General features: G+C 56.8%; 23 protein-coding genes and 2 riboswitches. Of the genes, 3 read left to right on the top strand and 20 right to left on the bottom strand.

Annotated features, from left to right (window positions below; genetic code table 11):
* Window positions 1–26: 26 nt before the first annotated feature.
* The 3 genes from SELSP_RS07120 to clpB all read right to left on the bottom strand — a co-directional run bounded on the left by SELSP_RS07120 (window position 27) and on the right by clpB (window position 5,474).
* Entirely contained in the window at window positions 27–1,199 is a 1,173-nt protein-coding gene (locus SELSP_RS07120) for an HD-GYP domain-containing protein (protein WP_155813665.1), read from the bottom strand.
* A gap of 178 nt (window positions 1,200–1,377) precedes the next feature.
* Window positions 1,378–2,652: an HD-GYP domain-containing protein gene (locus SELSP_RS07125; protein WP_071585609.1), complete on the bottom strand. Its 1,275-nt coding sequence runs from the start codon at window positions 2,650–2,652 to the stop codon at window positions 1,378–1,380.
* Between the two features lie 248 nt (window positions 2,653–2,900).
* Window positions 2,901–5,474: an ATP-dependent chaperone ClpB gene (gene clpB, locus SELSP_RS07130; protein ID WP_006191917.1), complete on the bottom strand. Its 2,574-nt coding sequence runs from the start codon at window positions 5,472–5,474 to the stop codon at window positions 2,901–2,903.
* A 221-nt stretch (window positions 5,475–5,695) separates the two neighbouring features.
* Here clpB and SELSP_RS07135 point away from each other — a divergent pair, with 221 nt between their 5' ends.
* From SELSP_RS07135 to SELSP_RS07145, 3 genes are read left to right on the top strand one after another with little or no spacing between them, the layout of a single operon-like run.
* Window positions 5,696–6,064: a type II toxin-antitoxin system RelE/ParE family toxin gene (locus SELSP_RS07135; RefSeq protein WP_006191912.1), complete on the top strand. Its 369-nt coding sequence runs from the start codon at window positions 5,696–5,698 to the stop codon at window positions 6,062–6,064.
* Entirely contained in the window at window positions 6,058–6,246 is a 189-nt protein-coding gene (locus SELSP_RS07140; RefSeq protein ID WP_006191911.1) for a hypothetical protein, read from the top strand. The genes SELSP_RS07135 and SELSP_RS07140 overlap by 7 nt, the downstream gene beginning before the upstream one ends.
* A 24-nt stretch (window positions 6,247–6,270) precedes the next feature.
* Window positions 6,271–6,663: a hypothetical protein gene (locus SELSP_RS07145; protein WP_006191910.1), complete on the top strand. Its 393-nt coding sequence runs from the start codon at window positions 6,271–6,273 to the stop codon at window positions 6,661–6,663.
* A gap of 68 nt (window positions 6,664–6,731) precedes the next feature.
* On the opposite strand, the gene SELSP_RS07150 is transcribed toward SELSP_RS07145, so the two are convergent.
* The 17 genes from SELSP_RS07150 to SELSP_RS07230 all read right to left on the bottom strand — a co-directional run bounded on the left by SELSP_RS07150 (window position 6,732) and on the right by SELSP_RS07230 (window position 26,297).
* Window positions 6,732–7,730, bottom strand: coding sequence for a sirohydrochlorin cobaltochelatase (locus SELSP_RS07150; protein ID WP_006191909.1), 999 nt, complete (start codon window positions 7,728–7,730; stop codon window positions 6,732–6,734).
* A 378-nt stretch (window positions 7,731–8,108) separates the two neighbouring features.
* Window positions 8,109–8,286: riboswitch (cobalamin riboswitch) on the bottom strand.
* A gap of 236 nt (window positions 8,287–8,522) precedes the next feature.
* Window positions 8,523–11,147, bottom strand: a complete 2,625-nt coding sequence (locus SELSP_RS07155) for a heavy metal translocating P-type ATPase (protein ID WP_006191906.1) — start codon at window positions 11,145–11,147, stop codon at window positions 8,523–8,525.
* A gap of 63 nt (window positions 11,148–11,210) precedes the next feature.
* A complete protein-coding gene (locus tag SELSP_RS07160) occupies window positions 11,211–12,362 on the bottom strand; it encodes an amidohydrolase (RefSeq protein WP_013740868.1) in 1,152 nt (383 codons plus the stop codon).
* A gap of 232 nt (window positions 12,363–12,594) precedes the next feature.
* The gene (locus tag SELSP_RS07165; RefSeq protein WP_006191898.1) at window positions 12,595–13,200 is read right to left on the bottom strand and encodes an ABC transporter ATP-binding protein; all 606 of its coding nucleotides are present in this window, start codon (window positions 13,198–13,200) and stop codon (window positions 12,595–12,597) included.
* 1 nt (window position 13,201) lies between these two features.
* On the bottom strand, window positions 13,202–14,020 hold the full coding sequence (locus SELSP_RS07170) for an ATP-binding cassette domain-containing protein (RefSeq protein WP_006191896.1): 819 nt from the start codon (window positions 14,018–14,020) through the stop codon (window positions 13,202–13,204).
* A gap of 8 nt (window positions 14,021–14,028) precedes the next feature.
* Window positions 14,029–14,877 (bottom strand): ABC transporter permease, encoded by an 849-nt coding sequence (locus SELSP_RS07175; RefSeq protein WP_006191893.1) that lies wholly within the window; start codon window positions 14,875–14,877, stop codon window positions 14,029–14,031.
* Window positions 14,874–15,860 carry an ABC transporter permease gene (locus SELSP_RS07180; protein WP_006191891.1) on the bottom strand — a complete coding sequence of 329 codons (987 nt, stop codon included), beginning with the start codon at window positions 15,858–15,860 and terminating at the stop codon, window positions 14,874–14,876. Before SELSP_RS07180 ends, SELSP_RS07175 begins: the two co-directional genes overlap by 4 nt.
* The gene (locus SELSP_RS07185; RefSeq protein WP_006191888.1) at window positions 15,861–17,450 is read right to left on the bottom strand and encodes an ABC transporter substrate-binding protein; all 1,590 of its coding nucleotides are present in this window, start codon (window positions 17,448–17,450) and stop codon (window positions 15,861–15,863) included.
* Between the two features lie 182 nt (window positions 17,451–17,632).
* Window positions 17,633–17,804, bottom strand: a riboswitch (cobalamin riboswitch).
* A gap of 81 nt (window positions 17,805–17,885) precedes the next feature.
* On the bottom strand, window positions 17,886–18,359 hold the full coding sequence (locus SELSP_RS07190) for a MazG nucleotide pyrophosphohydrolase domain-containing protein (RefSeq protein ID WP_006191884.1): 474 nt from the start codon (window positions 18,357–18,359) through the stop codon (window positions 17,886–17,888).
* A gap of 82 nt (window positions 18,360–18,441) precedes the next feature.
* Window positions 18,442–18,954: a nitroreductase family protein gene (locus tag SELSP_RS07195; RefSeq protein WP_013740870.1), complete on the bottom strand. Its 513-nt coding sequence runs from the start codon at window positions 18,952–18,954 to the stop codon at window positions 18,442–18,444.
* A gap of 91 nt (window positions 18,955–19,045) precedes the next feature.
* Entirely contained in the window at window positions 19,046–20,527 is a 1,482-nt protein-coding gene (locus tag SELSP_RS07200) for a protein O-GlcNAcase (protein WP_006191878.1), read from the bottom strand.
* Window positions 20,524–22,128 carry a CTP synthase gene (locus SELSP_RS07205; protein ID WP_009645692.1) on the bottom strand — a complete coding sequence of 535 codons (1,605 nt, stop codon included), beginning with the start codon at window positions 22,126–22,128 and terminating at the stop codon, window positions 20,524–20,526. Before SELSP_RS07205 ends, SELSP_RS07200 begins: the two co-directional genes overlap by 4 nt.
* Before the next feature lie 98 nt (window positions 22,129–22,226).
* The gene (gene rpoE, locus SELSP_RS07210; RefSeq protein WP_006191875.1) at window positions 22,227–22,568 is read right to left on the bottom strand and encodes a DNA-directed RNA polymerase subunit delta; all 342 of its coding nucleotides are present in this window, start codon (window positions 22,566–22,568) and stop codon (window positions 22,227–22,229) included.
* A gap of 16 nt (window positions 22,569–22,584) precedes the next feature.
* On the bottom strand, window positions 22,585–24,240 hold the full coding sequence (gene argS, locus SELSP_RS07215; RefSeq protein ID WP_006191873.1) for an arginine--tRNA ligase: 1,656 nt from the start codon (window positions 24,238–24,240) through the stop codon (window positions 22,585–22,587).
* 36 nt (window positions 24,241–24,276) lie between these two features.
* The gene (locus tag SELSP_RS07220; RefSeq protein WP_013740871.1) at window positions 24,277–24,720 is read right to left on the bottom strand and encodes a DUF1934 domain-containing protein; all 444 of its coding nucleotides are present in this window, start codon (window positions 24,718–24,720) and stop codon (window positions 24,277–24,279) included.
* Between the two features lie 76 nt (window positions 24,721–24,796).
* Window positions 24,797–25,279 (bottom strand): DUF697 domain-containing protein, encoded by a 483-nt coding sequence (locus tag SELSP_RS07225; protein ID WP_006191867.1) that lies wholly within the window; start codon window positions 25,277–25,279, stop codon window positions 24,797–24,799.
* The gene (locus tag SELSP_RS07230) at window positions 25,272–26,297 is read right to left on the bottom strand and encodes a cupin domain-containing protein (protein ID WP_006191863.1); all 1,026 of its coding nucleotides are present in this window, start codon (window positions 26,295–26,297) and stop codon (window positions 25,272–25,274) included. Before SELSP_RS07230 ends, SELSP_RS07225 begins: the two co-directional genes overlap by 8 nt.
* Window positions 26,298–26,305: the final 8 nt, after the last annotated feature.

Below are 26,305 nucleotides of genomic sequence, written 5' to 3' on the forward strand. Positions count from 1 at the left end.
TTTTCCAAAACAACGAAAAAGACCCGTCATGCTCCCTGCACTTCCTCACTCGTCAGCAAGGACACGATTTTGATATTGCCATTCGTGTTCAGATCAAGGAAGTCCCCTTCCATTGTCTGAACGACCGGCAACGCATCGAGACGCGATTCATCGATATAGACGATCTTGCCCACACCTCCGTCACTGAGCCTGACCCAACAGCCATTCAAGGCTTGACCGATATGACGGATGAACGAGACGCCGTATTCCGTATCCAAGCGGCCTTTCAAGATGTCATCGGCAAGAATTTTGAACACATCAAAAGGCGACCGCTTTCTCTTATAAGCACGATTGGAAGCCATCGCATCAAAGATGTCCACAATGGCAAGGATGCGGGCAAAGCCGCATATCTGCTCTTTCTTCAGTCCTGCCGGATAGCCCGAGCCATCGTTTCTCTCATGATGCTGCAGCACAGCGCCGACAATCTGCTCATCCGTCCCAAACGCAGACCGAGCAAGAAGTTCCTGACCCAAGCGTACATGCTTCTGCATGAGCCTGCGCTCCGCATCGCTGTAATATCCCTGTATCTCAAGGAACTCCAGCGCGATGCGCGTCGTGCCGATGTCTAGGAGAAAGGCCGCCATAATCAGACGTTCCCTCTCCGACGCGCGCAGTTTGAGGAATTGCCCCATAAGTCCTGCAAGAATGGCAATGTGCATGCTATGGTGAAGGCGATAATCCTCTTCTGTTTCCATATTATAAATCTGCACGATCGCCTTCGCGCTTTCGCACAACGGCAGAAACTTCCGCGTCAGCGAGCGAGCAGCCTCCGCATCAATGCGCGAGGCCGTCCTCGTGTCGGCATAGAACTTCTTCAACAAAGCAAAAACTTCGTCATATTGCCGCACATAGGAATCATCCTGAAGCCTCTCCTTCTTCGGCACAACCTTCGCAGGCATCTCCTCAGCTGCCTCGGCAGGAATCTCGCCCCGCTCCTCATCTTCCCCGAGCAACGGCGGGTTTGCCGCCGAGATCGCTTCCTCCTCGTCCTCCGCCTGAATATACACGGAAAAGATGTCGTGATCGGCGAGGGAATCGAGCATCTTGGACGTGAGCACCGTTCCTTCGCCCAAAAGGATCGTCATATCGTCCTTGTATACATCCCGTCCAAGAATCATGCCTTCCCGCAGGCGGCCGATGGAACACTTCTTCAACATCATCCTGCACCCTTCCATGGCGAGGCAGTCGAGCACGTCATCGAAACGTCCGCGTCCGATGGTATCCGACTGCCTTTCTTTCTCCGCCCAAAAATCCCTACAATCGTCGCATTAGATTATATCATGATTCCTTTCTGAATGCTACTGTTTTCGCCAGATAACAGGGCGCGCAGGAAACCAGTCAATGTGTCATCTCTTCGCTCGCGAGCATGGACTCGATGCGTATGCTGCTCAGCGTATTGAGGTCGACAAAGGCGCCGTCCATCGTCTGCACGATCGGCAATGCATCAAGCCGCGACTCATCGATGTAGACGATCTTGCCCGTCTCGCCGTTCGTGAGTTTGACCCAGTTGCCGTTCAGCGAATTGCAGACGTGGCGGATGAACGGCAGGCCATAAGCCGCATCGAGATGGTTTGCGACAAATTCATCGGACAACGCAGAAAAGACATCGAAGGGCGAACGCCTCTTGGCGTAGGAGCGTCTCGAAGTCATCGCATCGTAACTGTCGAGAACGGCAAGGATGCGTGCAAAGTCGCAGATCTGCTCCTTCTTTACGGCATCCGGATAACCCGAGCCGTCGTTTCGCTCATGATGCTGCAGCACTGCCCCAGCAATCTGCGCGTCTGAAGCAAATGCCGAGTTCATGACGAGCGCATGACCGAGGCGCGTGTGCTTCTGCATGAGGACACGATCCTCCTTCGTATAGCCGCCCACCTTTTTAAGAAACCCCGGCGCTATGCGTGTGGAGCCAATATCAAGAAGGAGCGCCGCCATGACGAGGCGCAGCCGATCGCGCTGCATCATCTTTAGCCATTGCCCCATGAGACCTGCGAGAATGGCGACGCGCACGCTGTGATGAAGCGCGTAGTCGCCCTTCATCCTCACATTGTAAATGTGCGTCATCGCCTTGGCGCTTGAGCAAAGCGGCAGAACCTGCTGCGCTAGGATCTCCACCGCCGCCTTGTCGATGTGCCCGCTCGTGCGCGTCGTTTCGTAAAGCATCGAGAGATTAAGACAAAGATCCTTGTACTGGCTCACATAAGCAGACTCAAGAGAAGCGTCCTTTTGCGGGGCAATCCCCGTCTGCACGACAGAACGGGCAGTCCTCCGACGAATCACAGGCTTCACGGCAACGGTGTCCGCCACCTCCCGCATGAATTCCGCCAAGGCGGCGTCCTTGTCGGGAGAAGACGCTTCAGGCACGATGTTCAGCGTGGGCAAGAGAGCTCTGCCGGACTTTGCCCGCGAGCCGCCCAAGGCCGCCGCCACATCTGCCAGAGCGATTTTCACATTGTCAACCTGATGCACAGGAGGCACAGGCGCGATATCATCACGCACATGAACGAAGTATACGTCGCGGCTTTCCAGTAAAGAAATCATCTGACGATCAAGAACCGTTCCCTCCGACAAAATGACCGTCATATCCTCTTCATAAATGCCTCTGCCAATAACCATTCCTTCCTGCAACTGACTTACTGGATACTTTTTCAGCTTCACGATAAACTCATCCCTTCTTCGCACCTCACTAGTTTGTTTGTCCTATTATAACACCGCCTAGGACTAAATGCTATACTTTTTTCAAATTTTATTTTTTTCTTATCTTATCTAAGATCGGTTTTCCTTCATAAAAGAGCTTGCCATAAAAAAAGATGGGAGGCATTCGTCTCCCATCTTTACCCGCTTATGCAGCTTTCTGCTTTTCCTCAGAGCGTCTTGAACGTGAACTCGCCGCCTTCTGCGCCAATCTCGACGACATCTCCTTCCTTCGCTTCGCCCTTGATAATCTCCTTCGACAGTGCCGTTTCCACCTTGTGCGAAATCAGGCGGCGCAGCGGACGTGCACCGAAGTTCGGCTCGAATCCCTGGTTCGCCAGCAGTTCCAAGGCATCCTCCGTCCACGAGAGCGTGATGCCCACCTGGTGCTGGAGACGCTTGGAAAGGCTCTCCAGCAGGAGCTTGGCAATCGCCTTGACCTGCTCACGCGCGAGACCCTTGAACACGACGATATCGTCGACGCGGTTCAAGAACTCCGGACGGAAGTACTCTTTCAGAAGCTCCTTGACTGCCGTCTGCGCTTCCTCGAAGTCCTTGTTCAAAATCTCGTGCGAGCCAAGGTTGCTCGTCATGATGATGACGGTGTTCTTGAAGTTCACGACGCGCCCCTTGCCGTCCGTCAGGCGACCGTCGTCCAAGATCTGCAGGAGCACGTTGAACACGTCGCGATGTGCCTTTTCGATCTCGTCGAGCAAGATGACGCTGTAGGGGCGACGGCGCACGGCTTCCGTGAGCTGACCGCCCTCCTCGTAGCCGACGTAGCCCGGAGGCGCTCCGATGAGCCTCGCGACGGAATGCTTCTCCATGTACTCCGACATGTCGATGCGGATCATGCTGCGGTCATCGTCGAAAAGCGCCTCCGCCAAGGTCTTCGCCAGTTCCGTCTTGCCGACGCCCGTCGGGCCGAGGAAGATGAACGAGCCGATTGGGCGGTTCGGATCCTTGATGCCCGCACGCGCCCGCAGGATTGCCTCGCTGACGACGCGCACGGCTTCGTCCTGTCCAACGACGCGCTCATGCAGCACATCTTCGAGTCGCAGGAGCTTCTCGCGCTCGCCCGTGAGCATCTTCGAGACGGGAATGCCCGTCCAGCGGCTCACGACCTCAGCGATGTCCTCCTCGCTGACTTCCTCCTTGAGCAGATGATCGTCCTCCGCCTTCTTCGCCAAGGCGTCCTCTTCTTCCTTGAGCTGCTTCTCCAAGGTCGGCAGCTTACCGTAGCGAAGCTCGGACAGGCGGCTCAAGTCGTAGTCGCGCTCGGCAAGCTCCATCTCGTTCTTAACCTGATCGATCTCCTTCTTGACGGCACGCACGCGCAGGATCGCCTGCTTTTCTGCCTCCCACTTGTCCTTGAGTTCCTTTTCCTTCTTCTGCAGCTCCTCCTTCTCCTCGGTCACATGCGCGAGCTTCTCCTTCGAGGCGTCGTCCGTCTCCTTCTTCAGCGCCTGCTCGGCGATCTCAAGCTGCATGATCTTGCGCCGCGCCTCATCCAACGGCTGCGGCATCGACTCGATCTCCGTGCGCAGCTTCGCCGCTGCCTCGTCGACGAGGTCGATCGCCTTATCGGGCAGGAATCTGTCCGAAATGTAACGGTCGGAGAGCGTCGCCGCCGCCAGGAGCGCGTTGTCGCGGATACGCACGCCGTGATGCACCTCGTAACGCTCCTTGATGCCGCGCAGGATCGAGATCGTGTCCTCGACCGTCGGCTCGCTGACCATGACCGGCTGGAAGCGGCGCTCAAGAGCCGCGTCCTTCTCGATGTACTTGCGATACTCGCTCAAGGTCGTCGCGCCGATGCAGCGCAGCTCGCCGCGTGCAAGCATCGGCTTCAAGAGATTGCCTGCGTCCATCGCGCCCTCAGCCGCACCCGCACCGACGACCGTATGCACCTCGTCGATGAAGAGCAGAATTTGCCCGTCCGACTTCGCGATCTCATTCAAAACCGCCTTCAAACGCTCCTCGAACTCCCCGCGGAACTTTGCGCCTGCGACGAGAGAGCCCATATCGAGTGAGTAGAGCGTCTTATTCTTCAAAGATTCCGGCACATCGCCCGCGACGATGCGGCGTGCAAGCCCCTCGACGATCGCCGTCTTGCCGACGCCCGGCTCACCGATGAGCACAGGGTTGTTCTTCGTGCGGCGCGTCAGGATCTCAATCGTACGGCGAATCTCCTCATCGCGGCCGATCACGGGATCGATCTTGCCCTTCTTCGCCGCATCCGTGAGGTCACGCCCGTACTTTTCGAGCGACTTGTAGCCCTCCTCAGGATTGCCGCTCGTGACGTTCTGCTTGCGGTTCTTCTTGACGGCATTCATGACGCTGCTCTTCGTAAGGCCGAACTGGCGGCAGATCTCCTGCACCTCATTGCTGCCGTCAGCGGCAACGCCGAGCAGCAGATGTTCCGTACTGATGTAGTCATCCTTCATGCTCTTCGCATATTCCTGCGCCCTGCCGATGACGCGCACCATGTCCATGCCCATCGTCAGACGATCCTGCCCCTTGACGCTCGGCAGCTTGCTGAGCTCCTGTTCCAGCCGCGCGCGCAGCATCGTCGGATCCGTGCCGCAGTCCTCGAAGATCGTTGCAAGCAGTCCCTCCGGCTCCTGCACGAGCGCATAGAGCATATGCGCCGACGTGATTTCCTGCTGATAGCGCATGGCCGCCGCCTGCTGCGCCGTCTGCATCGCCGCCAAAGCCTTCTCCGTATATCTTTCTTCACCCATAATTTCTTCCTCCTATATATCAATGATGATTCCCTAAGAAACAACAAAGCCTCTTTCACCTCGCCTTGCTACTTCTTATTATAACGCTAAAAGTCAAAAAGTCAAATAGTTTTTGACCTTTTGACCAATTCTTTTCAAGAGAATATGCCGTCGGTCAGACTTTATGTCGAGAACAGTTTATGGTATAGTAAAGACAGGAATGACACTTTCAAAGCAATTCCATGAGGCCAGAGGATTCGACAATGAATGTTATATTTTATCAAAAAGCCGACGGTTCTTCTCCCGTCGCAAATTTTCTCGATACTTTAGACGATAAGATGCGCGCCAAAGTCATCCGCTCATTAAAACTGCTCGAAGCGAAAGGATACTTGCTGCGTGCTCCCGATTCTAAAGAGCTTACGGATGGCATCATGGAACTTCGCACCACATTTGCTGGCAACATATCGCGAGTCCTCTACTTTTTCATTGTCGGCAATACTGCCATTGTAACAAACGGATTCATTAAAAAAACGCAAAAGACCCCTATTGAAGAAATCGAACGTGCCAAAGCATATCGTCTTGACTACCAGAGGAGGAATCTATCATGTTAACTTTGAACGACTACCTTGAAGAGCAGCTCAAAGACCCAGCCTTCAAGCGCGAATACGATGCGCTCGAAGGCTGGTATCAGGAGCAGCTTGCACGACAGGACGCACCCGCCCATACCGAAAAGCCAGTGGCTTCAAACGCCCCGCACCCACCGCGCAAGAGCCGAACTGTCATTCCTGTATAGTCCGAACACACGCGAGGAATCTATATGCTGAACACAATTCTCCTCATATCCCTCGGCCTTCTCACCGCCCTCTTCATTCTGCAGATGCGCCGCTCGCTCAAACGTTCGACGCTCGTCAACTCACTCATCAACGAGTACATCGACCATCTCGAAGACCCTGCACTCATCGACGCGATCTATGCCTACTGCACATCGGACTGGCGGCTGCGGCGCATCATGAAGAGATACGGCGGCACACGCACGGACATCGAGACGCTTTTCCAGAAGCTCCTCGTCTGGGCGAACTTCAGGAAGGGACGGCGCTTCGTCCCCATCTCCGCCTTCTTCTTTGCCGGATCTCTCGCCTACCTGCTGCGCAACAAGGACGCCGAACCGAAGAAGCTCGCGATGAAGATGATGAATTTCTTCCATATCTGATGCAAAAACGCCGCTCGACCAAGCCGAGCGGCGTTTTCTTATAGAAAGAAGATGTATCGTTGTTTTTCTTACTTGGACTGGAGCATATCCCATGCTTCATTCGCACGATCAACGAAGAGACCGCGGATGAGCCCGTTTTCACCAATGCCATGAATGTACGTGTTGACCTTGAAGCCCTCCTTCATGAGGATGGACTTGTGCGAATCCGGCTCGTTACCAGCCATATCGTTGTTCGCATGATCGCCAGCAACCATCATCAGCGGCATGAGCGTGACGGACTTAATGCCCTTCGCCTTGAGCTCAGGAATGATATCCTCCAGGCCCGGCCAGCCCTCAACCGTGTAGATGTAGGTGTTCTTGAGCTGCATGCGGTTGATCCCCGACTGAATGACGCTGTAGTAGGCATTTGCCGGATGCGGCGTTCCATGCGCCATGATGAGGATAGCTTCATTATCAGCAACCTCAGGGAACTGCGTTGAAAGCGCCGAGAGCGCTTCCTTGACATCATCGCGCTGCTCTTCCTGACCCTGCCAGTAGATGAGCGACGTGCCGAGCGTCATCCTCTTGAAGCTGTCCTTGTACTCGTTGAAGATCGCCTTGTCGTAGGCATATTCCATACCCGGAACAACATCGAGCGAGCACAGCGCAATGCGCGTATAGCCATCCTTCTTGAGCTGCTTCAGCGCCGCTTCCGGTGTCGGAATATCAAGCCCTTCTTTGGCCTTGATACGATCCACGATGATATGCGAAGTGAACGCCAACTCGACCTTCACATTCGGATGAGCTGCCTGAATCGCCTTGACCGTCGCCTCGATCGTCTTCTCGCGCGAATCCTTGAAGGTCGTACCGAAACTCATGACGAGGATGGCATCCTTGTTCGGGAGGTTCTGCATCTTGGGATTGTCGTACTTCAAAGCACCGATTTCCGATGCCTCAAGAAGCGCGGGAGTCGCATCCGTAACTTCAGGATTCAGCATGTAAGCCGCGTCCACGGAAGGTGCCCCCAAGCCAAAGACAGCGCCACACGCAAGCGACATGGCCAGCATCTTCTTGAAATTCCTTTTCATTCAATATCTCTCCTTTGAAAATCAGAACATAAGCACATGGGGAAACACCCATCAAAGAGTGCTCCTCAAAAATTATGGCAGGCTTTGCGCCCGATGTCAAGTCATCGAGACAAAAACCGGTCTTGAAAAAGGAAGCTCCGTGTCTCCACACACGGAGCTGCTGCAGAGCAGCAAAAGAGAACTGGATCGGAAATAATATATGAGCAATGCTTTCCCCTGTAGCCCAAGCCGCAGGGAAAACTCTCCGCCGAAATGGATCCCCTTTGCCCGCGAAGGGGAAGGGGTTTCGGAGGGGAGGCACTACAAAAGAAAACCCGGCCTTCAGCCGGGATTCATTGCGTTGCGCAATAATCCCCTTCCCCATCACTCGCAGGTCAAACGGTGATTGTCAGCTAGGCAGTTCTCCTGGCTCCAGGTCATCGCTACTCTGCGCCTTCCCAAGGAAAACTCCCCAGTGACATTATGCAGATTCGCTCGCTGTTACAGTGGCGGGACCGCTCCGGCATTGACCGGATTCCCTATTAAGTCTTGCGACACCTAACCCAATCGATATGAAGTTTTTATGTTCTCATGAACTTCATGTATTATGGTAGCACTATGCGCGTCCCTTGTCAACACCTTTTATGAAAACTATCCGATTTGCTATTACAATCAACCTTGCTATTGCAATGCACCGTTGCCATAGCTCCAATGTTTTCAAGCCTTGCGGAATGTTTTTGCTGCGCGAAACCCGGGTAAGAAACGAATGCGCCTCCCCCATTGCAGAGAAGGCGCACACGCGCAAACCATCCGTCAGCTGATACCGACAACCTCGTAGCCTGCATCGACAATCGTCGCCGAAAGAGCCTTGTCTGAAACGTCGGCGCTCAAGGTGACGACGGCATTCTTGTTTTCCAGGCTGACTTCCGCCTTTTCCACGCCGTTCATGCCTTCCAAAGCCTTCGTCACATGGGCGACGCAGTGGCCGCACATCATACCTTCGATAGAAATCGTCTTTTTCATTACACTTGCCTCCAATTTTTCATCTGCCTGCATTTGTGCAGCTTCTTCCGCTCCCGCTTCTGCTTCTGCTTCCTTCTGCAAAAGGAAGCCGGGCAGTTCACGCAAAACCTTGCGCTTATCTTTCCTATCGTCATAAACGTCAAAAAAGTTCAGCCGCAGAGCATTCATCACGACACAGAAGCTTGAAAGGCTCATCGCCGCCGCGCCGAACATCGGACTCAATACGATGCCGAACACGGGCAGCCAAAGGCCTGCCGCCAGCGGTATGCCGATGACATTGTAGAAAAACGCCCAGAAGAGATTTTCCTTGATGTTGCGGATGACCTGCCGCGAAAGGCGAATGGCCGCGACGACGTCCCTGAGCGACGACTTCATGAGGACGACGTCGGCAGCATCCATGGCAATGTCAGCGCCCGCACCGATGGCGATGCCGACATCGGCACGCGTCAAAGCGGGCGCGTCATTGATGCCGTCTCCTACCATGACCGTCCTGCCGCTCTCCTGCAGACGGCGCACGACCTCTTCCTTGCCGTCGGGCAGAACGTCAGCGACGATGGCAGAAAGGCCGAGCTTCACGCCGACCGCGTTCGCCGTACGGCGGTTGTCTCCCGTCAGCATGACGGGCTGCACGCCCATGCGCAGAAGTTCCTCGATCGCCTCGCGGCTATCCGGCTTCAAGGCGTCAGCGACGGCGATGATGCCGAGCAAGCGATCCGCAGCGGCGAAGAAAAGCGGCGTCTTTCCCTCCGACGCGAGCTTTTCCGCCGCCGCCTTCATGTCCGCTGTCAGAAGCCCTTTCTCCTTCATCAGCGCCATGCTGCCGCCGATCACCTCTCGACGTTCACCCGAAAGCTCCGCCGTGCCCGTGACGCCATGCCCGGGCAGTGCCTGGAAATCCTGCACCTTCGAGAAAGAAATGCCGCGCTCTTCTGCCTCGCGTCGAACGGCAACGGCAAGTGGATGTTCACTCTGCGCCTCCAAGGCGGTCGCCACGCAAAGAAGCTCTTCTTCTCCTACACCTGCAGCAGGCATGAGATCCGTCACGCGCGGCTTGCCTTCCGTTATTGTGCCCGTCTTGTCGAGCACAACGAAGTCTGCCTTGCCAGTCGCCTCCAAAGCAGCCGCCGTCTTGAAGAGAATGCCGTTCTTCGCTCCCTTGCCGCTGCCGACCATGATGGCGACCGGAGTAGCAAGTCCTAGGGCGCAGGGGCAGCTGATGACGAGCACGCTGACGGCACGCGCGAGAGCGAAGCTCGCCGTCTCGCCCAGAAGCAACCAAAGAGCGCCCGTAGCAAGAGCCAAAACAATGACGACGGGAACGAATACGCCCGACACTTTGTCAGCGAGCTTCGAGATCTCCGCCTTTGAAGCGGCGGCGTTCTGCACCATCTCGATGATCTGCTGCAGCGTCGTGTCCTCGCCGACGCGCCGCGCTTCGCAGGTCAAAGCGCCGTTCTGATTGATCGTGGCGGCGCTCACGAGACTGCCCGGCGCCTTGTCCACAGGCAGGCTCTCGCCCGTCAGCGCCGCCTCATTGACGGCGCTCTCGCCTTCGAGCACCTTGCCGTCGACGGGGAAGCTCTCGCCCGGCAGTACGAGAAAGACGTCGCCGACGGCGACCTCCGAAGCGGCGACAACGACCTCCTCGCCGTCCCTTACGAGTCGCGCCGTCTTGGGTGCAAGATCCATGAGCCCCTTGATGGCATTCGTCGTCTTGCCCTTGCTGCGGCTTTCCAGCCACTTGCCCACCGTGATGAGCGTCAAGATCATCGCGGACGTCTCAAAGTAGAAATCCATGCCGCCCGCAGCGACGCTCTGCCAGTCGCCGGCTCGCGCCGCGAGAAGCATGGAGAAGAGATTTCCCGTACTGTAAACGAAGCCCGCCGCACTGCCAAGAGCTACGAGCGTATCCATGTTCACGCCGCCCGAAAAGATATTGCGAAAGCCGTTGATGAAGAATTTCTGATTGACGATCATGACGGCGACAGCGAGAAGAAGCTCGTAAAGGCCGATGACGAGCGCATTGTTCTCCATCGCCTGCGGAATGGGAAGCGCAAGAAGCATGTGCCCCATCGAAACGTAGAGAAGCGGCACGAGGAGCACGAGCGACACGATAAAGCGGCGCAGAATCTTCGGCGTCTCATGATCTTCAAGCGCCTCTCGCTCTTCTCGCATATCCTTTGCCCGTCCTGCCCCCTTGCCGGCAGCAAGGCTCGCGCCGTAGCCCGCATGCTCGACAGCGGCGCAGATCATCTCCGACGTCAGCGGCGCATCGTAACTTACGAGCATCGAATTCGTCAGAAGGTTCACAGACACCTCCCGCACGCCCGCCAGATGACGAACCGCCTTGTCAACACGCGCACTGCACGCCGCGCACGACATGCCCGTGATCTGATACTTTTCATTTTCCGTCATAAGAAAAACACCTCCTCGTTTCCTATGACTATTTGAACAGAATATACGTCGATGCGATGTTTGTCAAGAACAAATTTCATTTCCCACTTTCTTTAACGCACTTTGCACAAGTTCCGCTAGATAATGCGCCGTCGGCGCGAGCGCAGCGGGGTCTACGCGAAAGCTCGGATTGTGGATGGCAGCGGACAATCCCGTTCCAACCAGCACGAAACAGCCCGGCACGTTCTCCTGATAGAAGGCAAAGTCCTCACCGCCCAAGGATTTCGGAGCAGACACAACCTGCAAATCACACGCCTCTGCCACCCGCTTGGAAAACGATGTCCAAAAAACATCGTTCGCCGTCGCCGGCGGCCCTTCGTACCAATCCGTCACCACCTCAGCGCCATGCGCCTGTGCCAGACCTTCGGCCAAAGCACAGACGCGCTTACGAATCAAGGCGCGTTCTTCTCCATCCATGCTGCGCGTCGTTCCTTCGACGAGCGCTTCTTCAGGGATGACGTTCCACGTATTGCCCGCGGCGACATGCGTGACGCTCACAAGCCCTGCCGAAAACGGATGAAGGTTGCGCGCGACGACGGTCTGCACCGCTTGGATGAATCCCGCCGCCAAAGGAATCGGATCGATGCCGCGCTGCGGATGCGCGGCATGCGTCCCCTTGCCGATGAAGCGAAATACGAAGCGGTCGACTGCCGCCGTGACAGCACCTTCCGATATGCCGACCGTGCCAACCGTCAAAAGGGGCGACGCGTGGAGTCCGAAAATTGCCTGTACATCGCGCAGGGCTCCTGCCTCCATGAGTACCTTAGCCCCGCCCGGCGCCTCCTCTGCTGGCTGGAAGAACAGGCGCACGCGCCCTTTCAGCTCCATCTCGCGCTTTTTGAGCAGAAGCGCCGCACCGAGAACGGATGCTGTATGAAAATCATGCCCGCAGGCGTGCATGCGTCCCTCATTCTCCGAGCGATACGGCAAATCTGTCTGCTCTTCGATGGGCAGGGCGTCGATATCGGCACGCAAGGCAACGACAGGCTCACCCTCGCCCACTTCCGCAACAATTCCTGTCGAAAGCGGTAATTTGAGAATGCGTATGCCCGCACGTTCCAAGGAAGCACGGATGCGCTTCGTCGTTTCCACTTCTTCATAGGAAAGCTCCGGATGGCGGTGAAACCACTGAAATTCTTCCTCGATATATGCTTCGATGTTTTCGATAGCTGACATAATGTTTTGCCTCTCTAATTCATATATGTTTAGTATATTATATGGTATTATATAGTGACTGCCCCATTTTGTCAACAAATCTTCTCGTCCCGCTGTATCATCTAAAGACATCAAAAAAATCCACACACGGCACAGACCTACAGTTTCTGCAGCAAAATAATCTGCACATGCAGCAAATTTTTGGGGCATGAAGAAAAACCGGCACCCGTCAAGGACAGATGCCGTTTTTCATTCATGCCTGCAGATCATCGACATGCACCAGGCGCGTGCAAATGCGCCGCGCTAATGCCTCGTTGTGCGTGATAGCAATGAGGATCATATCATGTCTTTCGACTTCCTGTAAGATGACCGACCAGATCTGCGCCTGTGTGATGGGATCAAGGCTTGCCGTGATCTCGTCGGCGATGAGCACGCGCGTCTTGGGACTGAGCGCGCGCAGAATCGACAGCCGCTGCAGCTGACCGCCCGAGAGCTCGTTCGGCCAGCGTGTGAGCCAATCAAGCTCGGCGCCGATCGCCCTGAGGAGTTCATCCGGCACATCCCATGCTTCGCTCAGGGAATCCTTCACCTTCCAGCGCGGATCCATCGCCTTTTCCGGATGCTGATAGATGAGCTGGATGGGATTGTAACCGCCCTTCGGCAAGGCTGCACCGTCCAATGCAATAGACCCTTCCTGCAGCGGCAGATAGCCTGCAAGGAGCAGCGCGAGCGTGCTCTTGCCGCGCCCGCTTGATCCTAAAAGAGCGAGCCGCTCCCCGTCTGCAATATGCAAAGATATATTCTGCAGAACGGGAGCGTTCATCCCATAGCGATAGGAGAGATTCTTCACATCGAGCATCTCATGCACCTCCCGCTTCCGTCATCTGCCGCACCTCTTGCGCCGAATAGACCTTGAAACTGTTCTGCGGCAGGGCATGATAAAGCGCCTGTGTATAGGGATGCTGCAGATCGCTGCCGTCGCCGCAAAATGCAGCGGCCGGAACCCTGTCCACGGTTCGGCCTTCATAGAAAACGGCAACCGTGTCGGCAACTTCGACGGCGAGATCGATGTCGTGCGTGATGAGCAGAATGCCCTTTCCCGCATCGGCAAGCTCGCGCAGAAGCTGCAATGCCTCGACGGCGCTCTTGATATCCATGCCAGGCGTCGGTTCATCCGCGATGATGAGAGCGGCGTCCGTGATAACCGCTGTCGAAAAGAGGACGCGCCGCGCCATGCCGCCCGAAAGCTGAAACGGATACAGGCGCTGAACCTTTTCCTCCAAATGCAGACGCCGGAAGGTCGCCGCCATATCGACAGGCGAACCGTAGAGCCCGCATACCTCTTTGCCGACGCGCATGAGCGGGTCGAGGTGTGTCACAGACTGCGGGATCAACGCCAGCTCCCGTCCGCGCAGCTCTTCCTGACGCGCCGCATCAAGCACGGTCCCGCGATAGATCATCTCGCCGCTCGTCACGGCGTTGTACGGAAGGATGCCGAGCAGGGCATGCGCCAAAAGGCTCTTGCCCGAACCGCTTGCGCCGACGACGGCAAGGATTTCTCCTGCACCCAGGCACAGATTGACATCGTACATCCCTGCCACCAGTGTATGCTTCAGTGCGCTCTGATACATGCGAAACGACACGGACAGATTCTTTACTTCGAGAAGTTCTTGTCCCATAAAGCCTCCTATTCCTGTCCGGACTGTGGGTCGAGAATATCGCGCAGTGCTTCGCCGAGACGATCAAAAATCAGAACGACGAGCAGCAGCAAGAAGCCCGGGAAAAATGCCAGCCACCACATGCCGAGCGCCAGATAGCGCATGGACTCCGCCAGGATGATGCCGATCGCCGGCATATCGAGCGGCAGGCCGTAGCCGAGGAAGCTGATGGCTGCCTCATGCATGATCGCATGCGGAAAGAGCAAAACAAGCCCGATGATGTACTGCGGTGCAACATGCGGCACGAAGTGCCGGCGCGCGATGGAAAACCACGAGCAGCCATACTGACGTGCCGCCAGAACATAGGGCTGCGAGCGCAGCTGCATGACTTCCGCACGGATGACACGCGTCAAACGCGGCCAATGCGTGACGATGACGCCGATGGATACGCCGAGGATTCCGCCGCCCATCATCACCGAAATCATGAGGATGAGGAGGATGTGCGGAATTCCCATGCAGAGATCGACGAGCCAAAGAACGAAGCGATCCACCTTGCCGCCGAATGCCGCCGACAACGTTCCGAGGAGGAGCGCGATGCAGGAGCTGAAAAACGCGGCGGCAAAACCGATCTGCAGACTGATCGACATGCCCTTGACGGAGCGCAGAAACATGTCGCGCCCCATGTTGTCCGTACCGAACGGATGAAGGACGGACGGCGCAAGATTTTTCTGCCCGAAGTCGACCGCATAGGAACTCTCATCCATCGTTGTACCCCAGAGGAGCAGTCCCAAAATGAACAGGATCGCAAACACGGCAAAGATGAGTCGGCGCTGACGGACACTCAGACCGCTTTGCGCGAGGGGAAGCGCCTTGTTCATGACATCCCCCTCCCCTCGCGCAGCTGCGGATCCACAATCCCATATAGAATGTTGGCGATGAGATTACCGACAAAGATAAAGATTGCACTGAAGACTGCAATGCCGAGCAGCAGTGCAAGATCGCCGCGCAGCCCCGCCAGCGTGACCGTACTGCCCAGTCCCGGGTAGGAGAACACCGTCTCCGCGAGAATGGCGCCGCCAAACAGCTCATTGAAGGACGCGAACTGCAAGGTGATCGCAGGCAGCAGGATGTTACGCAAACCATGCCGCCGCACGCGCTGCCAAAGATTCTCGCCGCGCGCCTCGGCAAAGAGCATGTAGTTCGTCCCCATCACCTCGATCATCTTTTCGCGCGTCTGCAGCGTGATGGAAGAAATCCCCGTGACGCTGAGCGTCAGTGCCGGCAAAATCAGATGATGGATCTGCTCTGCCAGCGTAACCTCCTCATGCAGCTTTCCGATGGGAGCGGCAAGCGCGAGCGGAAACCACTGCAGCTTGACCGCGAAGAGCATGAGGAACAGGAGTCCGAGCCAGAATACCGGCACGGAGACGCACAGAAGGGAAAATCCCTGAATTGCCTTGTCCAGGCGGCTGTCGCGGTACATTCCCGCGAGCACGCCCAGAACAAAGCCGATTGCGCCCGACAGCGTCCACGCCGTCATCATCAAGAGAAGCGTAAGGCGAAACTTTTCTCCGATGACTTCGAGTACAGGGGCGCGATAGATGAACGATGTGCCGAAATCACCATGCAGAATATTCCCCGCCCAAAGCAGGAAGCGTTCGAGCGGCGGCTTGTCAAAGCCCCAATAAGAGGCAATGAGCGCATGCTGTTCCGCTGATGCCGCCTTATTGATGAAGTACGCGTCGATGGGATCGATGGGCGAATTGGCGAGCAGTATAAAACTGATGACGCTCACCGCAGCCAGGAGGAGCACAAGCCGAAACAGATTGCCCCCAAGAAAGCAGACGATTCTCTTATCCATTTACTTCTTCCACTGCCATTCGTCAAGTGTTATAAGGATCCCCATGCCCTGTCCGCGCTCACCCACACGCAGCTGACCGAGATCGAGCTGATTATTGACGAAATACGGCACCTGAACCGTCGCAATCCAAAGATAAGGGATATCGACCTTCGGCCCCGTCACGCCATCCCACTGTGCCGCACGGAACTCGCGCAGCATCTCCTCATCGGTCGCAGCGGCAAGTGCCCGATCGATATGCGCAGTGACCGTCGGATTGCGATACATGGCAGAGTTGTTGATGACATTCACCCCGACCTGCGAGGAATGGAAATAATTGTAGATTGCTTGCGGCGTATAGTCGCCAATCGCCCATACCGTCGGGATGTTGCGCGCTATCTTGCGGGCCTCCGACCACGGCGTCGACTTTGCGATAATGTTGATGCCGAGCTTCTTCGCATCCTGTGCAAGCGCCACCGCTGTATTGTAACGCTGCAGGTCATTGGAACGGCCATTGATGACGAATTCCGCCTTCTGCCCGTTCTTCTCGCGAATGCCGTCGCCGTCCGTATCCACCCAGCCCGCAGCCTCAAGAATCTTCACTGCTTCGTCCACGCGGTTGTCCGATTCCTGCAAATCGTTATTCGCCCAAGAAAGAGCTTCTGCAAAATTCATCGTCGGCTTTCCGAAGCCGCCGAGCGCATTCTCGATGATCGTCTTGCGGTCGATGCCGATGTTCAGTGCTTGGCGGATGGCAGGATCGCTCGTCACATTGTTGCCGACCAGCATGCCGTTTTCGTCATGCTCCGACTCCTGCGGCATATTGACGCAGAAGCTGTCAATGCTGTCCATCACTACCAATTTCATATTCGGCACGCTTGCCTCAGCAAATTCGGGCGGTGCAAAGACGAGATCGACCTGTCCGGACTGCGCTGCTGCAAGCACAGCATCATCACCCAGATTCAGCGCCGTCACCTTTTTCAGCTTCGGCTTTTCTCCGTAATAATATTCGTTCGGCTCCATCACAAGCTGCTGTTCCTTTTGGAACGAGACGACCTTCCAGGGACCGCTGCCGACCGGTGCCGTCGCATACCCTTCTTTATAGGCGTGCTTCGGCACAATGCCGAGGGAGGCCGCCGTTTCGAGGAAAACAGACCACGGGCGTGACAGCTTGAACTCCACCTGCGTCGGGGACAGGGCGCGCACCGACTCCATCGCGGTCAGATCCACGGCGCTGGCCGCCTTCTTCGCCGTTTCGTAGGTAAAGACGACATCCTCTGCCGTCAGCGGCTGACCGTCAGAGAATTTCGCATCATCCCGGATCGTAAAGGTATATTTCAGCCCGTCCTCTGAACGCTCAACGTTTGTAGCCAGCTCCTTGATGAGCTGATTCTTTTCATCATGTCCCATCAATGCGCTGTGGAACGGATCCGGTCCCCAGAGCCCCCATCCCATCGTCGGATCGAAGCCCTCGCCTACCATATACTTGCCGACCGAGATCACGATTTCACCCTTCTCTGCGCGCTCGTTTTTCGCCTGATCCGCGCCTCCGCAGCCGACGGTGAGAATCATCATCGCCGCCAGCAGAAACATACAAAACTTCTTCACTTTCATGCCTCCTCGCATCCATAACACTGAATACTCATAATATCTCTTCCTGTAGATGCTCCATCATTCTACGCCTTCCATCCACCTCCTTCCATCGCTTTCGTCCAGACATATAAAAAGCCTCTTTGCTAAAGAGCAAAAAGGCGCACGAAACACAAGCCACGCCTTCCTGTCTCTCGCAGGAATAATAACAGCGCTCCGAGCGGGCAGTTCTTCTGGCTCTGCATCCTCATCTTCCTCGCCTTCCCAGTTTCCCAGTGGCATCATGAGGTCGACTCTGCATTACAGCTGCGGGACAGCACAGGTCTTTCACCTGCTTCTCTATTGAGCGCTATGCGCACCCGATCGGCAAAATATGAAGTTACTTTCGGATTCAGCCTATCATAGAATAAATAGGGTGTCAATGGGCGTTGAGAAACCAAACCGCTCATGCGCCTAGTTCTACTGCAATTTCTTGCGCTCCTTCGCCTTCTGCAAAAGCTGCACAGCCTCCGCAAAGGCATCGGGCAGGTAGTCCTCTTCCCACTCTCGACCGGACTTCTCCCATGCCTTGATTTCCTTCCATTCCGTCAGTGGCTTGCCTGACGCATCCTTGACCGGCTTGCCGAACACGTGCGGATGGCGGCGCACCATCTTCTCTGCGGCAGCCTTTGCCACATCCTCCAACGTGAACAGTCCCTCTTCTTCGGCAAGCTGCGCATGAAAGATCACTTGCAGCAGAAGATCTCCAAGCTCCTCACGCAGGTTTTCCGCCCTTCCTGTCTCCTTCAGGATATTGATGCCGCAGAGCACCTCGACCGCTTCCTCTATGCAGCCTGGCTTGATGCTCTCATGCGTCTGCTTCCGATCCCATGGGCAGCCATGTTCGGAGCGCAGCGTGCGCACAATATCCTGCAATTGATCAACGTATGTCATAAGTCCTCCTCGCATTCAACAAAATCCGCTCCATAAGGAAAACCCCGCCGCAACATGCGTGCAGCGGGGCAACAGCGATCTCTCAAAGCCAATCCGCAAGCATCTCAATACCTACTCGCTCCGCATGACGCGCCGAAGGCTTTGCATCTTCGGCTGGATAGCCGACGGGGAAGATCGCCACAAGCTCATAGTCCTCCATCTCAGGGAAAAGCTCCTTGAGCTTCGGCGCATCGAAATGCGCGACCCACGTCGTCCCAAGTCCCAAGTCTTCAATCGCCAGCATCATATGCGTCGCCACAATGCTCGCATCGACATCGGCGAAGTTTTTCTTGTCAAAGGGACGTACCCAAGCATCATCCGCCTTGCTGCCCACAACAAAGGCGACGGGTGCGCCGAAGATGAAGGATGTCGTCTGTGAAACCTTCTCCATCGCCTCAGCGCTCTCAAGAAGCCAGATATGAAGCGGCTGATTGTTGTGGGCGGTCGGTGCGAGATTCCCCGCCTCCAAAATCTTTTGCAGCTTCTCCTCCTCCACAGGCTGCGCCGAAAGCTTGCGGCAAGAATAGCGCTTTTTCGCCAAATCAAGAAACGACATAAAGAACTCCTCCTCTACGAAAATGCACATCCATACATCTTTAATATATTCTAGCATAACCTCCCAAGAGATCAAGGCGCAGACCGATCGACTAGTTGTCCCTCCGTCCTACGCCATGCTCCTGCATTTCATGCCACGATTTCGCCCTCGCAATAAAATCTGCGAGCACCTGCTCGGAGAGACGCGGTTCTTCCTTTTTTTGCTGCTCTGTTGGAACGTCCTTGATTTTTTGATAAAGCGCCGTCTCGTGCGCAAAGCGTCCTTCGCGTCGCGCTTTCACCATCGCGAGGGACGTTTCCGCCGACTCCGCATATTGAGCGAAGAGCTGGAGCTGCAGCAGGCATTCGGCAAGAGTTTCCGGTGGAAGCTTCTCCTTCAACTGCTTGGCAGCACGCTTCAGGCGATGAAATTCCTTTGCGAGAGCTTCCGCTTCCTTGTCGGCCCTTTCCCCACGCTCCACCTTTTGCCAGAAAGCTTCCATCTGCTCTTTCAGCAAAGGCGCATCGAGTGCGCCCGTATGTGCCCAATCCTTTTCCATGCGGCGCGAATGAAGCGCGAAAAGTTCCATCGCTCCCGCCAAGCCGCCGTATTGCTCACGGATGGCGGTATGCCAAGCTCTTTCCGCATCATACGCGTCGGGCGAAGAGAGCCATTTCGCGCCCGTCGCCAAGGCGATGCGCGAAAGATAGGGCTTTTCCATCGGGTTCATCAAGAACATGGGCGCACGCTCCGCCACAGCTTCATCCAATCCCTGTACGGGGCCAAGCGCGAGTTTTCCCGGCAAGTAGTCTGTCACGGGATAGTTCCACCAGATGCCGAGCGGCCGTCCATAAAGGCGCTCGGCCTCCGTCATATCTTCGGCGCTTATGCCTTCGGGCACGACGCCTTCTCCCGTGAACAGAACGACGATATCGTCATCGAGCTGCGCGGCAAATTCGCGCGTGTAGGACTTCGCCACGCCGGCAGTCTTCATATCCTGCAGGAAATATTCCGTCGGCACGACGAGCAGCGGCTTCTCTGTAAGGCGGCGCGTCAGAAGTTCCTCGTTCAGGCGATTCACGAAAAGCGCCTGCGCCCTGCCGTCCTTGTGCTCGATGTCGTCGAAGAATATGGCGAAGCGCTCAACGCCCATCGCATGAACAGATTCCAGCTTTCGCAGCATAGCCTTTTCATCCGCCTCGCCTGCCCAACCCGAAAAGCGCTGGTCAAGCCCCGGCGATACAGCGAAGACCAACTCCACGCCCGCAGTCCGCGCCTCAGCGGCAAGGCGCTTCAGTGCGAGCATCTCCTGCGGCGGATACGGCTCACGCCACTTCTCGCGATGGTACGGATCGTCCTTCGGCGCGTAGACGTAGAGATTCATGCCGTGCTCGCCCAAGAAGTGCAGCATCATGCGCCGCTCGGCCTCCGTCCACGGTCGGCCGTAGAATCCTTCGACGATGCCGCTCTCCGGCCTTCGCCCTGATGCCGTCCGTGCATTTTCCCCCAGTGTCGAGGCGAATGCAGCGTTTTCCGAAAAAAGGGCGGCGCTGCAGAAAAGCGCCGCCAAGAGCAATGTCAGGAAGATTCTCATTTCACTTCAAGAGCCGCCTTCACGAAATCACGAAACAGCGGATGCGGATGGTTCGGACGCGATTTCAGCTCGGGGTGGAACTGCGAGCCGACAAACCACGGATGGTTCTTGACCTCGACGATCTCGACGAGGCTGTCGTCGGGCAGCGTTCCCGCGACGGCAAGCCCCGCACGCTCAAGCTCGGCACGAAAATCGTTATTGAACTCGTAGCGGTGGCGATGGCGCTCGTTGATTTCTTCCTCCGCGTAAGCGGCAAGGCTCTTCGAGCCTTCCCGAAGCTTGCACGGATAAGTCCCCAAGCGCATTGTACCTCCCTTGTCCTCGACGTCCTTCTGCGAGAGCATGAGGTCGATGACGGGATGCTTCGTCTCGTGATTGAATTCCGTCGAATGGGCGTCTGTCATGCCGCAGACGTGACGCGCAAACTCAATGACGGCGCACTGCATGCCGAGGCACAGTCCGAGGAACGGAATCGCGTTCTCACGCGCGTACTGCACGGCGCGAATCTTGCCCTCGACGCCGCGGTCGCCAAAGCCACCCGGAACGAGTATTCCCTTGCACCCTGCAAAGACCTCGCTGAGCTCGACGTCCGCCGCCTCGATTGCCTCCGAATTGACCCAAGCGATCTTGACGTCCGTATCGTTCGCGATGCCCGCATGGTGCAGCGCCTCCGTCACCGACATGTAGGCGTCGGGCAGATCCACATACTTGCCGACAACGGCGACCTTGACCTTCTTCGCGGGATGCTTGATCTTGAAGACCATCTTCTCCCACTCTTCCATGTTCGCGGGGCTGTAATCCATGTGGAGCTTTTCGAGCACAATCTTGTCGAGGCCTTCCTTCGCCATCATCAGAGGAACCTCGTAAATCGTCGGCGCCGTGAGGTTTTCAATGACGGCGCTCTTGTCCACATCGCAGAAGAGAGCAAGCTTTTCCTTCATATCGCTCGAAATTTCTTTTTCCGCGCGGCAGACAAGGATGTCGGGCTGAATGCCGATGCCGCGAAGTTCCTTGACGCTGTGCTGCGTCGGCTTCGTCTTCAGTTCGCCCGCCGCCGCGATGTACGGCACGAGCGTCACATGAATGTAGAGCACATCGTAGCGTCCAACCTCTTTCTTGACTTGGCGGATCGCTTCGAGAAACGGCAGACTCTCAATATCGCCTACCGTGCCGCCGATTTCCGTGATGACGACGTCGGCGCCGTCAGCGGCCGCAACATCGTAGACGCGCTGCTTGATCTCATTCGTGATGTGCGGGATGACCTGCACCGTCTTGCCCAGATAATCGCCGCGCCGTTCCTTCGTCAGCACGTTGTTGTAGACCTTGCCCGCCGTGATATTGGAGTTTTTCGTGAGGTTGATATCGATGAAACGCTCATAGTGTCCGAGATCGAGATCCGTCTCCGCACCATCGTCCGTGACGAACACCTCGCCGTGCTGATATGGACTCATCGTGCCGGGGTCGATGTTGATATACGGATCGAACTTCTGGATCGTGACCTTGATGCCGCGATTCTTCAAGAGCCGCCCCAAGGAAGCAGCCGTGATACCCTTGCCGAGGGACGAAACGACGCCGCCCGTAACGAAAATATACTTTGCCATTTTTTCCTCCTGCCCTGTTTCCGGCATATCCTGCGAAAAAGACCGACTTCACCTGCAGTCTCGGCCAAATGCTCTGCCAAGCTGCATCCACAAAAGCCTTATTCCTCCTGTATGCCCTCCAAGAGCTTTTCGCGGCGGCGCGACGTCTTGGGGCTGGAAGAAGCGCCCGTGCGCGAGGCGTGCGTGCGCTTCACTTCAGGCGGATTCCACTCCGTCAGTCCCCATTTCCCCTCTCCCTCGTAGTGGAAACGGCTGTCCATATTGATCAGCGTGTAAACCTCCGAAATCGCATGAGAAAGCGACTGCACAGGCTTTCGCTTCTTGTCGATGACCTCCAGAACGAGATCCTTGTAGTACATCGCTTCGTTCTTTTCACTCAAAATATCATGCGCCACATCCGTCTCCGAGCGCTTCGCGTAATCCGTATTTTCCAAAATCATGACCTCCTGCTTCCTGTCACATCTTCTCCGGCGCGGAAATGCCAAGAATTCCCAGCGCATGGCGCAGGACATTCCTCGCGACCGCCACAAGCGCCAAGCGTGCGCCCGAGAGTGCCGGCTCCACGCCTACGATGCGGCACTTGTTGTAAAAGCTGTGGAACAGCCCCGCCGTATCGTAAGCGAAACGCGCGATGCGGTGCGGCGCACGCTCTCTCGCCGCACGCTCGATCTCTTCCGCATATTCCTCGATCTTCTTGATCAGGGCGATTTCCGTCTCATCGATGAGCCGCGAAAACTCGGGTGCGCCGCCCGTCTCGATTCCAGCGTCGGCCGCCTGGCGGAAGATGCTCGAAATGCGTGCATGCGCATACTGGATATAGTAGACGGGATTCTCGTTGGAATGCGACTTCGCAAGGTCGAGGTCGAAGTCGAGCTGGCTGTCCAGTGAGCGCATGAGGAAGAAGTAGCGCGCCGCGTCCGTACCGACCTCCTCGATGAGTTCTTCAAGCGTCACGCTCTCGCCCGTGCGCTTCGACATCTTCACGAGTTCGCCGCCGCGATACAGGCTGACCATCTGCAGGAGGAGCACTTCCAGCTGCTCGGGCGCATAGCCAAGCGCCGCGAGCGCCGCCTTGACGCGGCAGACATAGCCGTGATGATCGGCTCCCCAGATGTTGATGAGATGGCCGAAGCCGCGCTCTAACTTGTTCCGATGGTAGGCGATATCTGCTGCAAGGTACGTCGGCACGCCGTTGTCACGTATGACGACGCGATCCTTGTCGTCACCGTAATCCGTCGAGCGCAGCCACAGGGCGCCGTCCTTGTCGTAGACCTTTCCCTTCTCCTTGAGCGTCTGACAAGCGTCGCGCACGGCCTCGGGATGGAGCGTGCGTTCGCTGAACCATTCGTCGAACGTCACGTTGAACGCGGCGAGATCCTCCTTCAGCTGTGCAAGCTTTTCCTTCAGAGCGATTTCCTTGAAAGCGGCGAGACGCTGTTCCTCGCTCAGCGAGAGATACTTCTCGCCGTCCGCTTCCACGATGCGCTTCGCCGTGTCGATGATGTCCGCGCCGTGGTAGCCGTTTTCAGGAAAGGCCGTCTCCTTGCCCAGCAGTTCCAAGTAGCGCGCGTTGACCGATGCCGCGAGGTTGTCGATCTGATTGCCCGCGTCGTTGATGTAGTATTCGCTGTGAACGGGATAGCCGGCCGCTCGCAGGAGATTGACGAGGGCGCTGCCGACCGCTGCGCCGCGTCCGTGCCCGACGTGCAGCAGGCCTGTCGGATTCGCGCTCACATATTCGACCATGATGCGCGCCGTATCTTTCTGCGGCAGGTTGAAACACGCCTCGCCCCCTTCGTATATATGGCGAAGCAGATCATAGAGCACATTGCCCTTGAGGTAGAAATTGATGAAACCCGGCCCTGCGATCTCCGCATGATCGAGCCAGTCGCCCTCGATGCGCGACACAAGCTCCTCGGCAATCTTCTTCGGATTCATGCGAAAGACGCGCGCCGACTGCATGGCAAAGTTCGTTGCAAAATCACCAAACTTCTTGTCCGGCGGCACTTCGAGCAGGATGTCGGCAAGCTCTCCTGCCGGAAACACGCCGTCGGCGATCGCCTGTTCCGCCGCCTGACGAATGGCTGCGCTCAACTGTTCCTTGATGTCCAAAAAAATCCTCCTAATCTTCTCCGTGAAAAAGGCGTCTCAGTTCAGCTTCTGCCGTTCCGATGCGTCCACCTCAACCTCGATGTGCAGTTCGTTCGCCGACTGCCATTCGCCGTTGATGTGCATGTCGTAGGAGACGTCGATCCGACCTGAGACGGAGCCGTAAGCGATATCAAGACGCTGCGTCGCAACGCAAAGATCGAGATCGCCGAAGGGCGTGCGGTAGCGGCTGCGGCTCTCGCTCTCTGGCGAGAAGCACTGCTTCTGCTCGACGGCGCCGCGCCGCGTCAGCGTCAGGGAATCCGCCGCAACCTTGAGCATCGTCGAGGCGGGCGCGCCTTCGGCAAGGGATGTGTCCTCATAGATGATGTAGTGCTTGCCGTTGCGAAAGTAATGCTCGCCCATGGCCGTCATCTCTATGCGGCTGACATCGCCTGCCGCATCCTTCTGCTCTCCCGTGACTTTTACGATCACCCTGTTCACGCTGTCTCTCCTCTTCCCGTCGATTCCTAAATCCAAGTATAAAGGCTACCATGTCTGCCAGCCTTTTTCCATAAGACTAAGGAAGTACTTTCGCCTCCGCATCGATCGTGACCGCATTCTCACGCGCCAAGCGTGCAAGCTCGTAGCAGTCCTCGATGTACTGGCGTGCGAACCAGCGCATCATGCCATACCCGGCAGCCGCTGCGATTCCCTGCCCGATGAAGGGCACATACTTCGCCGTCGTCTTGCCGAGGTAGCGCTTGCCGAAGCTTTTCAAAACGATCATCACGCCCTCCTTCGTCGCGAAGTCGAACACCTTCTTAACGAGCGGCACGAGGACATCGTAGTGGCGCAGCTTGCTCTCGGCTTCCTTCGACAATCCGAAACGCGCACGCATATCCGCCATCATGCGCAGGCAGAGTCCCGCATCAACGCCGATGTCGAGTCCTGGAATCGGATTGACCGCATTCGCCGCGCCCAGCACGGCATACCGCTTGACGCTCTTATGGCAGCCTTCGCGAATCTCTTCCAAAGTTTCCATGCGCACCATTTCAGCCATGAATATCGCCTCCCGCCTGTGCCGTTTCCTGCGTCCGAGCCGCTCCCCACGGCGCATCGGTGTAGCGCTCGATCGCTTCCTTCGCCTGCGGATATTTTGCCAGAAGCTCCTCACGCTGCCAGACGCGGATTCCCGCCGTCTCCAAGGCAGGAATCGTCATGCAGCTGATGAAGCTGTAACCCGCAGAGTCCACGTTCTCCGCCGCGAAGATCTGTCCCCTGGGAATCAGAACCATCGGCATAGCCGCGCCGCCCACGCCAAGCTCGAATGTGCGCACCGTGCCGTCGGCGCCGAGCACCGTCAGCCTCATGCCGCAGCCTTCATGAAAGTACCATACTTCATCGCAGTCAAAGGACTGGAAGCGCAGGTTTTCCGAGCCGGCGAGCAGGAAGTAACTGCTGCCCGCCGCCGGGCGGCTGATGGCTTCCGCCGTCCACGTCGGCGACGTGTAGACCCAGCTGTAGGCGCCGCTTCGCGGATTGCCCGAGAGTCGGAACTTCTGCATGATTTCCTGCACGCGTGCTGCCGCATTCGGAACTGCCGTCGTCTTTGCTGCCTGAACCTCGGGCGGCGTCATCTGTACGGCCGTGCTTTCCTGCTGCATCTGCTGCGCAGACTGCACCTGCTGCATCGCTGCGCCTCCATCGGGCGTCAGCGCCGTCTGCGCTGCATCAGACGTTTCATTTGTTGTCGGTGACTCAGCAGGACGCTCCGCTTGAGCTACGCCCGCATTTGCCGCTGGCGCAGCATCCGGCGCCGCCTGCGCTGCAGCTGGATCCGGCGTCACCGTCCCATGCACGGCGCTGACCGTCGCGCCTGCAGCCAAGGCGGCTTCCCACGCCGCCTCATCCATCGCCGTCCCCGCAGTATTCGTCTTGCCGTCCGCACCTTGGGCGGCGGACGAAGCCGGAGGTTTCGACTGAGCCGCCGCCTCCGCCGCCTCAACCGTCTGCACCGTCGGTGACATCCCTGCCAAGATTCCCGTCAGAAGCCAGACCACAGCCCTTCCATACCGCATGCGCCTCC

It is taken from the genome of Selenomonas sputigena ATCC 35185 (assembly GCF_000208405.1).
Lineage (GTDB): Bacteria > Bacillota > Negativicutes > Selenomonadales > Selenomonadaceae > Selenomonas > Selenomonas sputigena.

What these genes read in the sequence shown, in the direction of transcription:
- SELSP_RS07120 (WP_155813665.1), bottom strand. Translation starts at nt 1,199, where the DNA reads ATGATGTTGAAGAAGTGTTCCATCGGCCGCCTGCGGGAAGGCATGATT.
- SELSP_RS07125 (WP_071585609.1), bottom strand. Translation starts at nt 2,652, where the DNA reads ATGGTTATTGGCAGAGGCATTTATGAAGAGGATATGACGGTCATTTTG.
- clpB (WP_006191917.1), bottom strand. Translation starts at nt 5,474, where the DNA reads ATGGGTGAAGAAAGATATACGGAGAAGGCTTTGGCGGCGATGCAGACG.
- SELSP_RS07135 (WP_006191912.1), top strand. Translation starts at nt 5,696, where the DNA reads ATGAGGCCAGAGGATTCGACAATGAATGTTATATTTTATCAAAAAGCC.
- SELSP_RS07140 (WP_006191911.1), top strand. Translation starts at nt 6,058, where the DNA reads ATGTTAACTTTGAACGACTACCTTGAAGAGCAGCTCAAAGACCCAGCC.
- SELSP_RS07145 (WP_006191910.1), top strand. Translation starts at nt 6,271, where the DNA reads ATGCTGAACACAATTCTCCTCATATCCCTCGGCCTTCTCACCGCCCTC.
- SELSP_RS07150 (WP_006191909.1), bottom strand. Translation starts at nt 7,730, where the DNA reads ATGAAAAGGAATTTCAAGAAGATGCTGGCCATGTCGCTTGCGTGTGGC.
- SELSP_RS07155 (WP_006191906.1), bottom strand. Translation starts at nt 11,147, where the DNA reads ATGACGGAAAATGAAAAGTATCAGATCACGGGCATGTCGTGCGCGGCG.
- SELSP_RS07160 (WP_013740868.1), bottom strand. Translation starts at nt 12,362, where the DNA reads ATGTCAGCTATCGAAAACATCGAAGCATATATCGAGGAAGAATTTCAG.
- SELSP_RS07165 (WP_006191898.1), bottom strand. Translation starts at nt 13,200, where the DNA reads ATGCTCGATGTGAAGAATCTCTCCTATCGCTATGGGATGAACGCTCCC.
- SELSP_RS07170 (WP_006191896.1), bottom strand. Translation starts at nt 14,020, where the DNA reads ATGGGACAAGAACTTCTCGAAGTAAAGAATCTGTCCGTGTCGTTTCGC.
- SELSP_RS07175 (WP_006191893.1), bottom strand. Translation starts at nt 14,877, where the DNA reads ATGAACAAGGCGCTTCCCCTCGCGCAAAGCGGTCTGAGTGTCCGTCAG.
- SELSP_RS07180 (WP_006191891.1), bottom strand. Translation starts at nt 15,860, where the DNA reads ATGGATAAGAGAATCGTCTGCTTTCTTGGGGGCAATCTGTTTCGGCTT.
- SELSP_RS07185 (WP_006191888.1), bottom strand. Translation starts at nt 17,450, where the DNA reads ATGAAAGTGAAGAAGTTTTGTATGTTTCTGCTGGCGGCGATGATGATT.
- SELSP_RS07190 (WP_006191884.1), bottom strand. Translation starts at nt 18,359, where the DNA reads ATGACATACGTTGATCAATTGCAGGATATTGTGCGCACGCTGCGCTCC.
- SELSP_RS07195 (WP_013740870.1), bottom strand. Translation starts at nt 18,954, where the DNA reads ATGTCGTTTCTTGATTTGGCGAAAAAGCGCTATTCTTGCCGCAAGCTT.
- SELSP_RS07200 (WP_006191878.1), bottom strand. Translation starts at nt 20,527, where the DNA reads ATGAGAATCTTCCTGACATTGCTCTTGGCGGCGCTTTTCTGCAGCGCC.
- SELSP_RS07205 (WP_009645692.1), bottom strand. Translation starts at nt 22,128, where the DNA reads ATGGCAAAGTATATTTTCGTTACGGGCGGCGTCGTTTCGTCCCTCGGC.
- rpoE (WP_006191875.1), bottom strand. Translation starts at nt 22,568, where the DNA reads ATGATTTTGGAAAATACGGATTACGCGAAGCGCTCGGAGACGGATGTG.
- SELSP_RS07225 (WP_006191867.1), bottom strand. Translation starts at nt 25,279, where the DNA reads ATGGCTGAAATGGTGCGCATGGAAACTTTGGAAGAGATTCGCGAAGGC.
- SELSP_RS07230 (WP_006191863.1), bottom strand. Translation starts at nt 26,297, where the DNA reads ATGCGGTATGGAAGGGCTGTGGTCTGGCTTCTGACGGGAATCTTGGCA.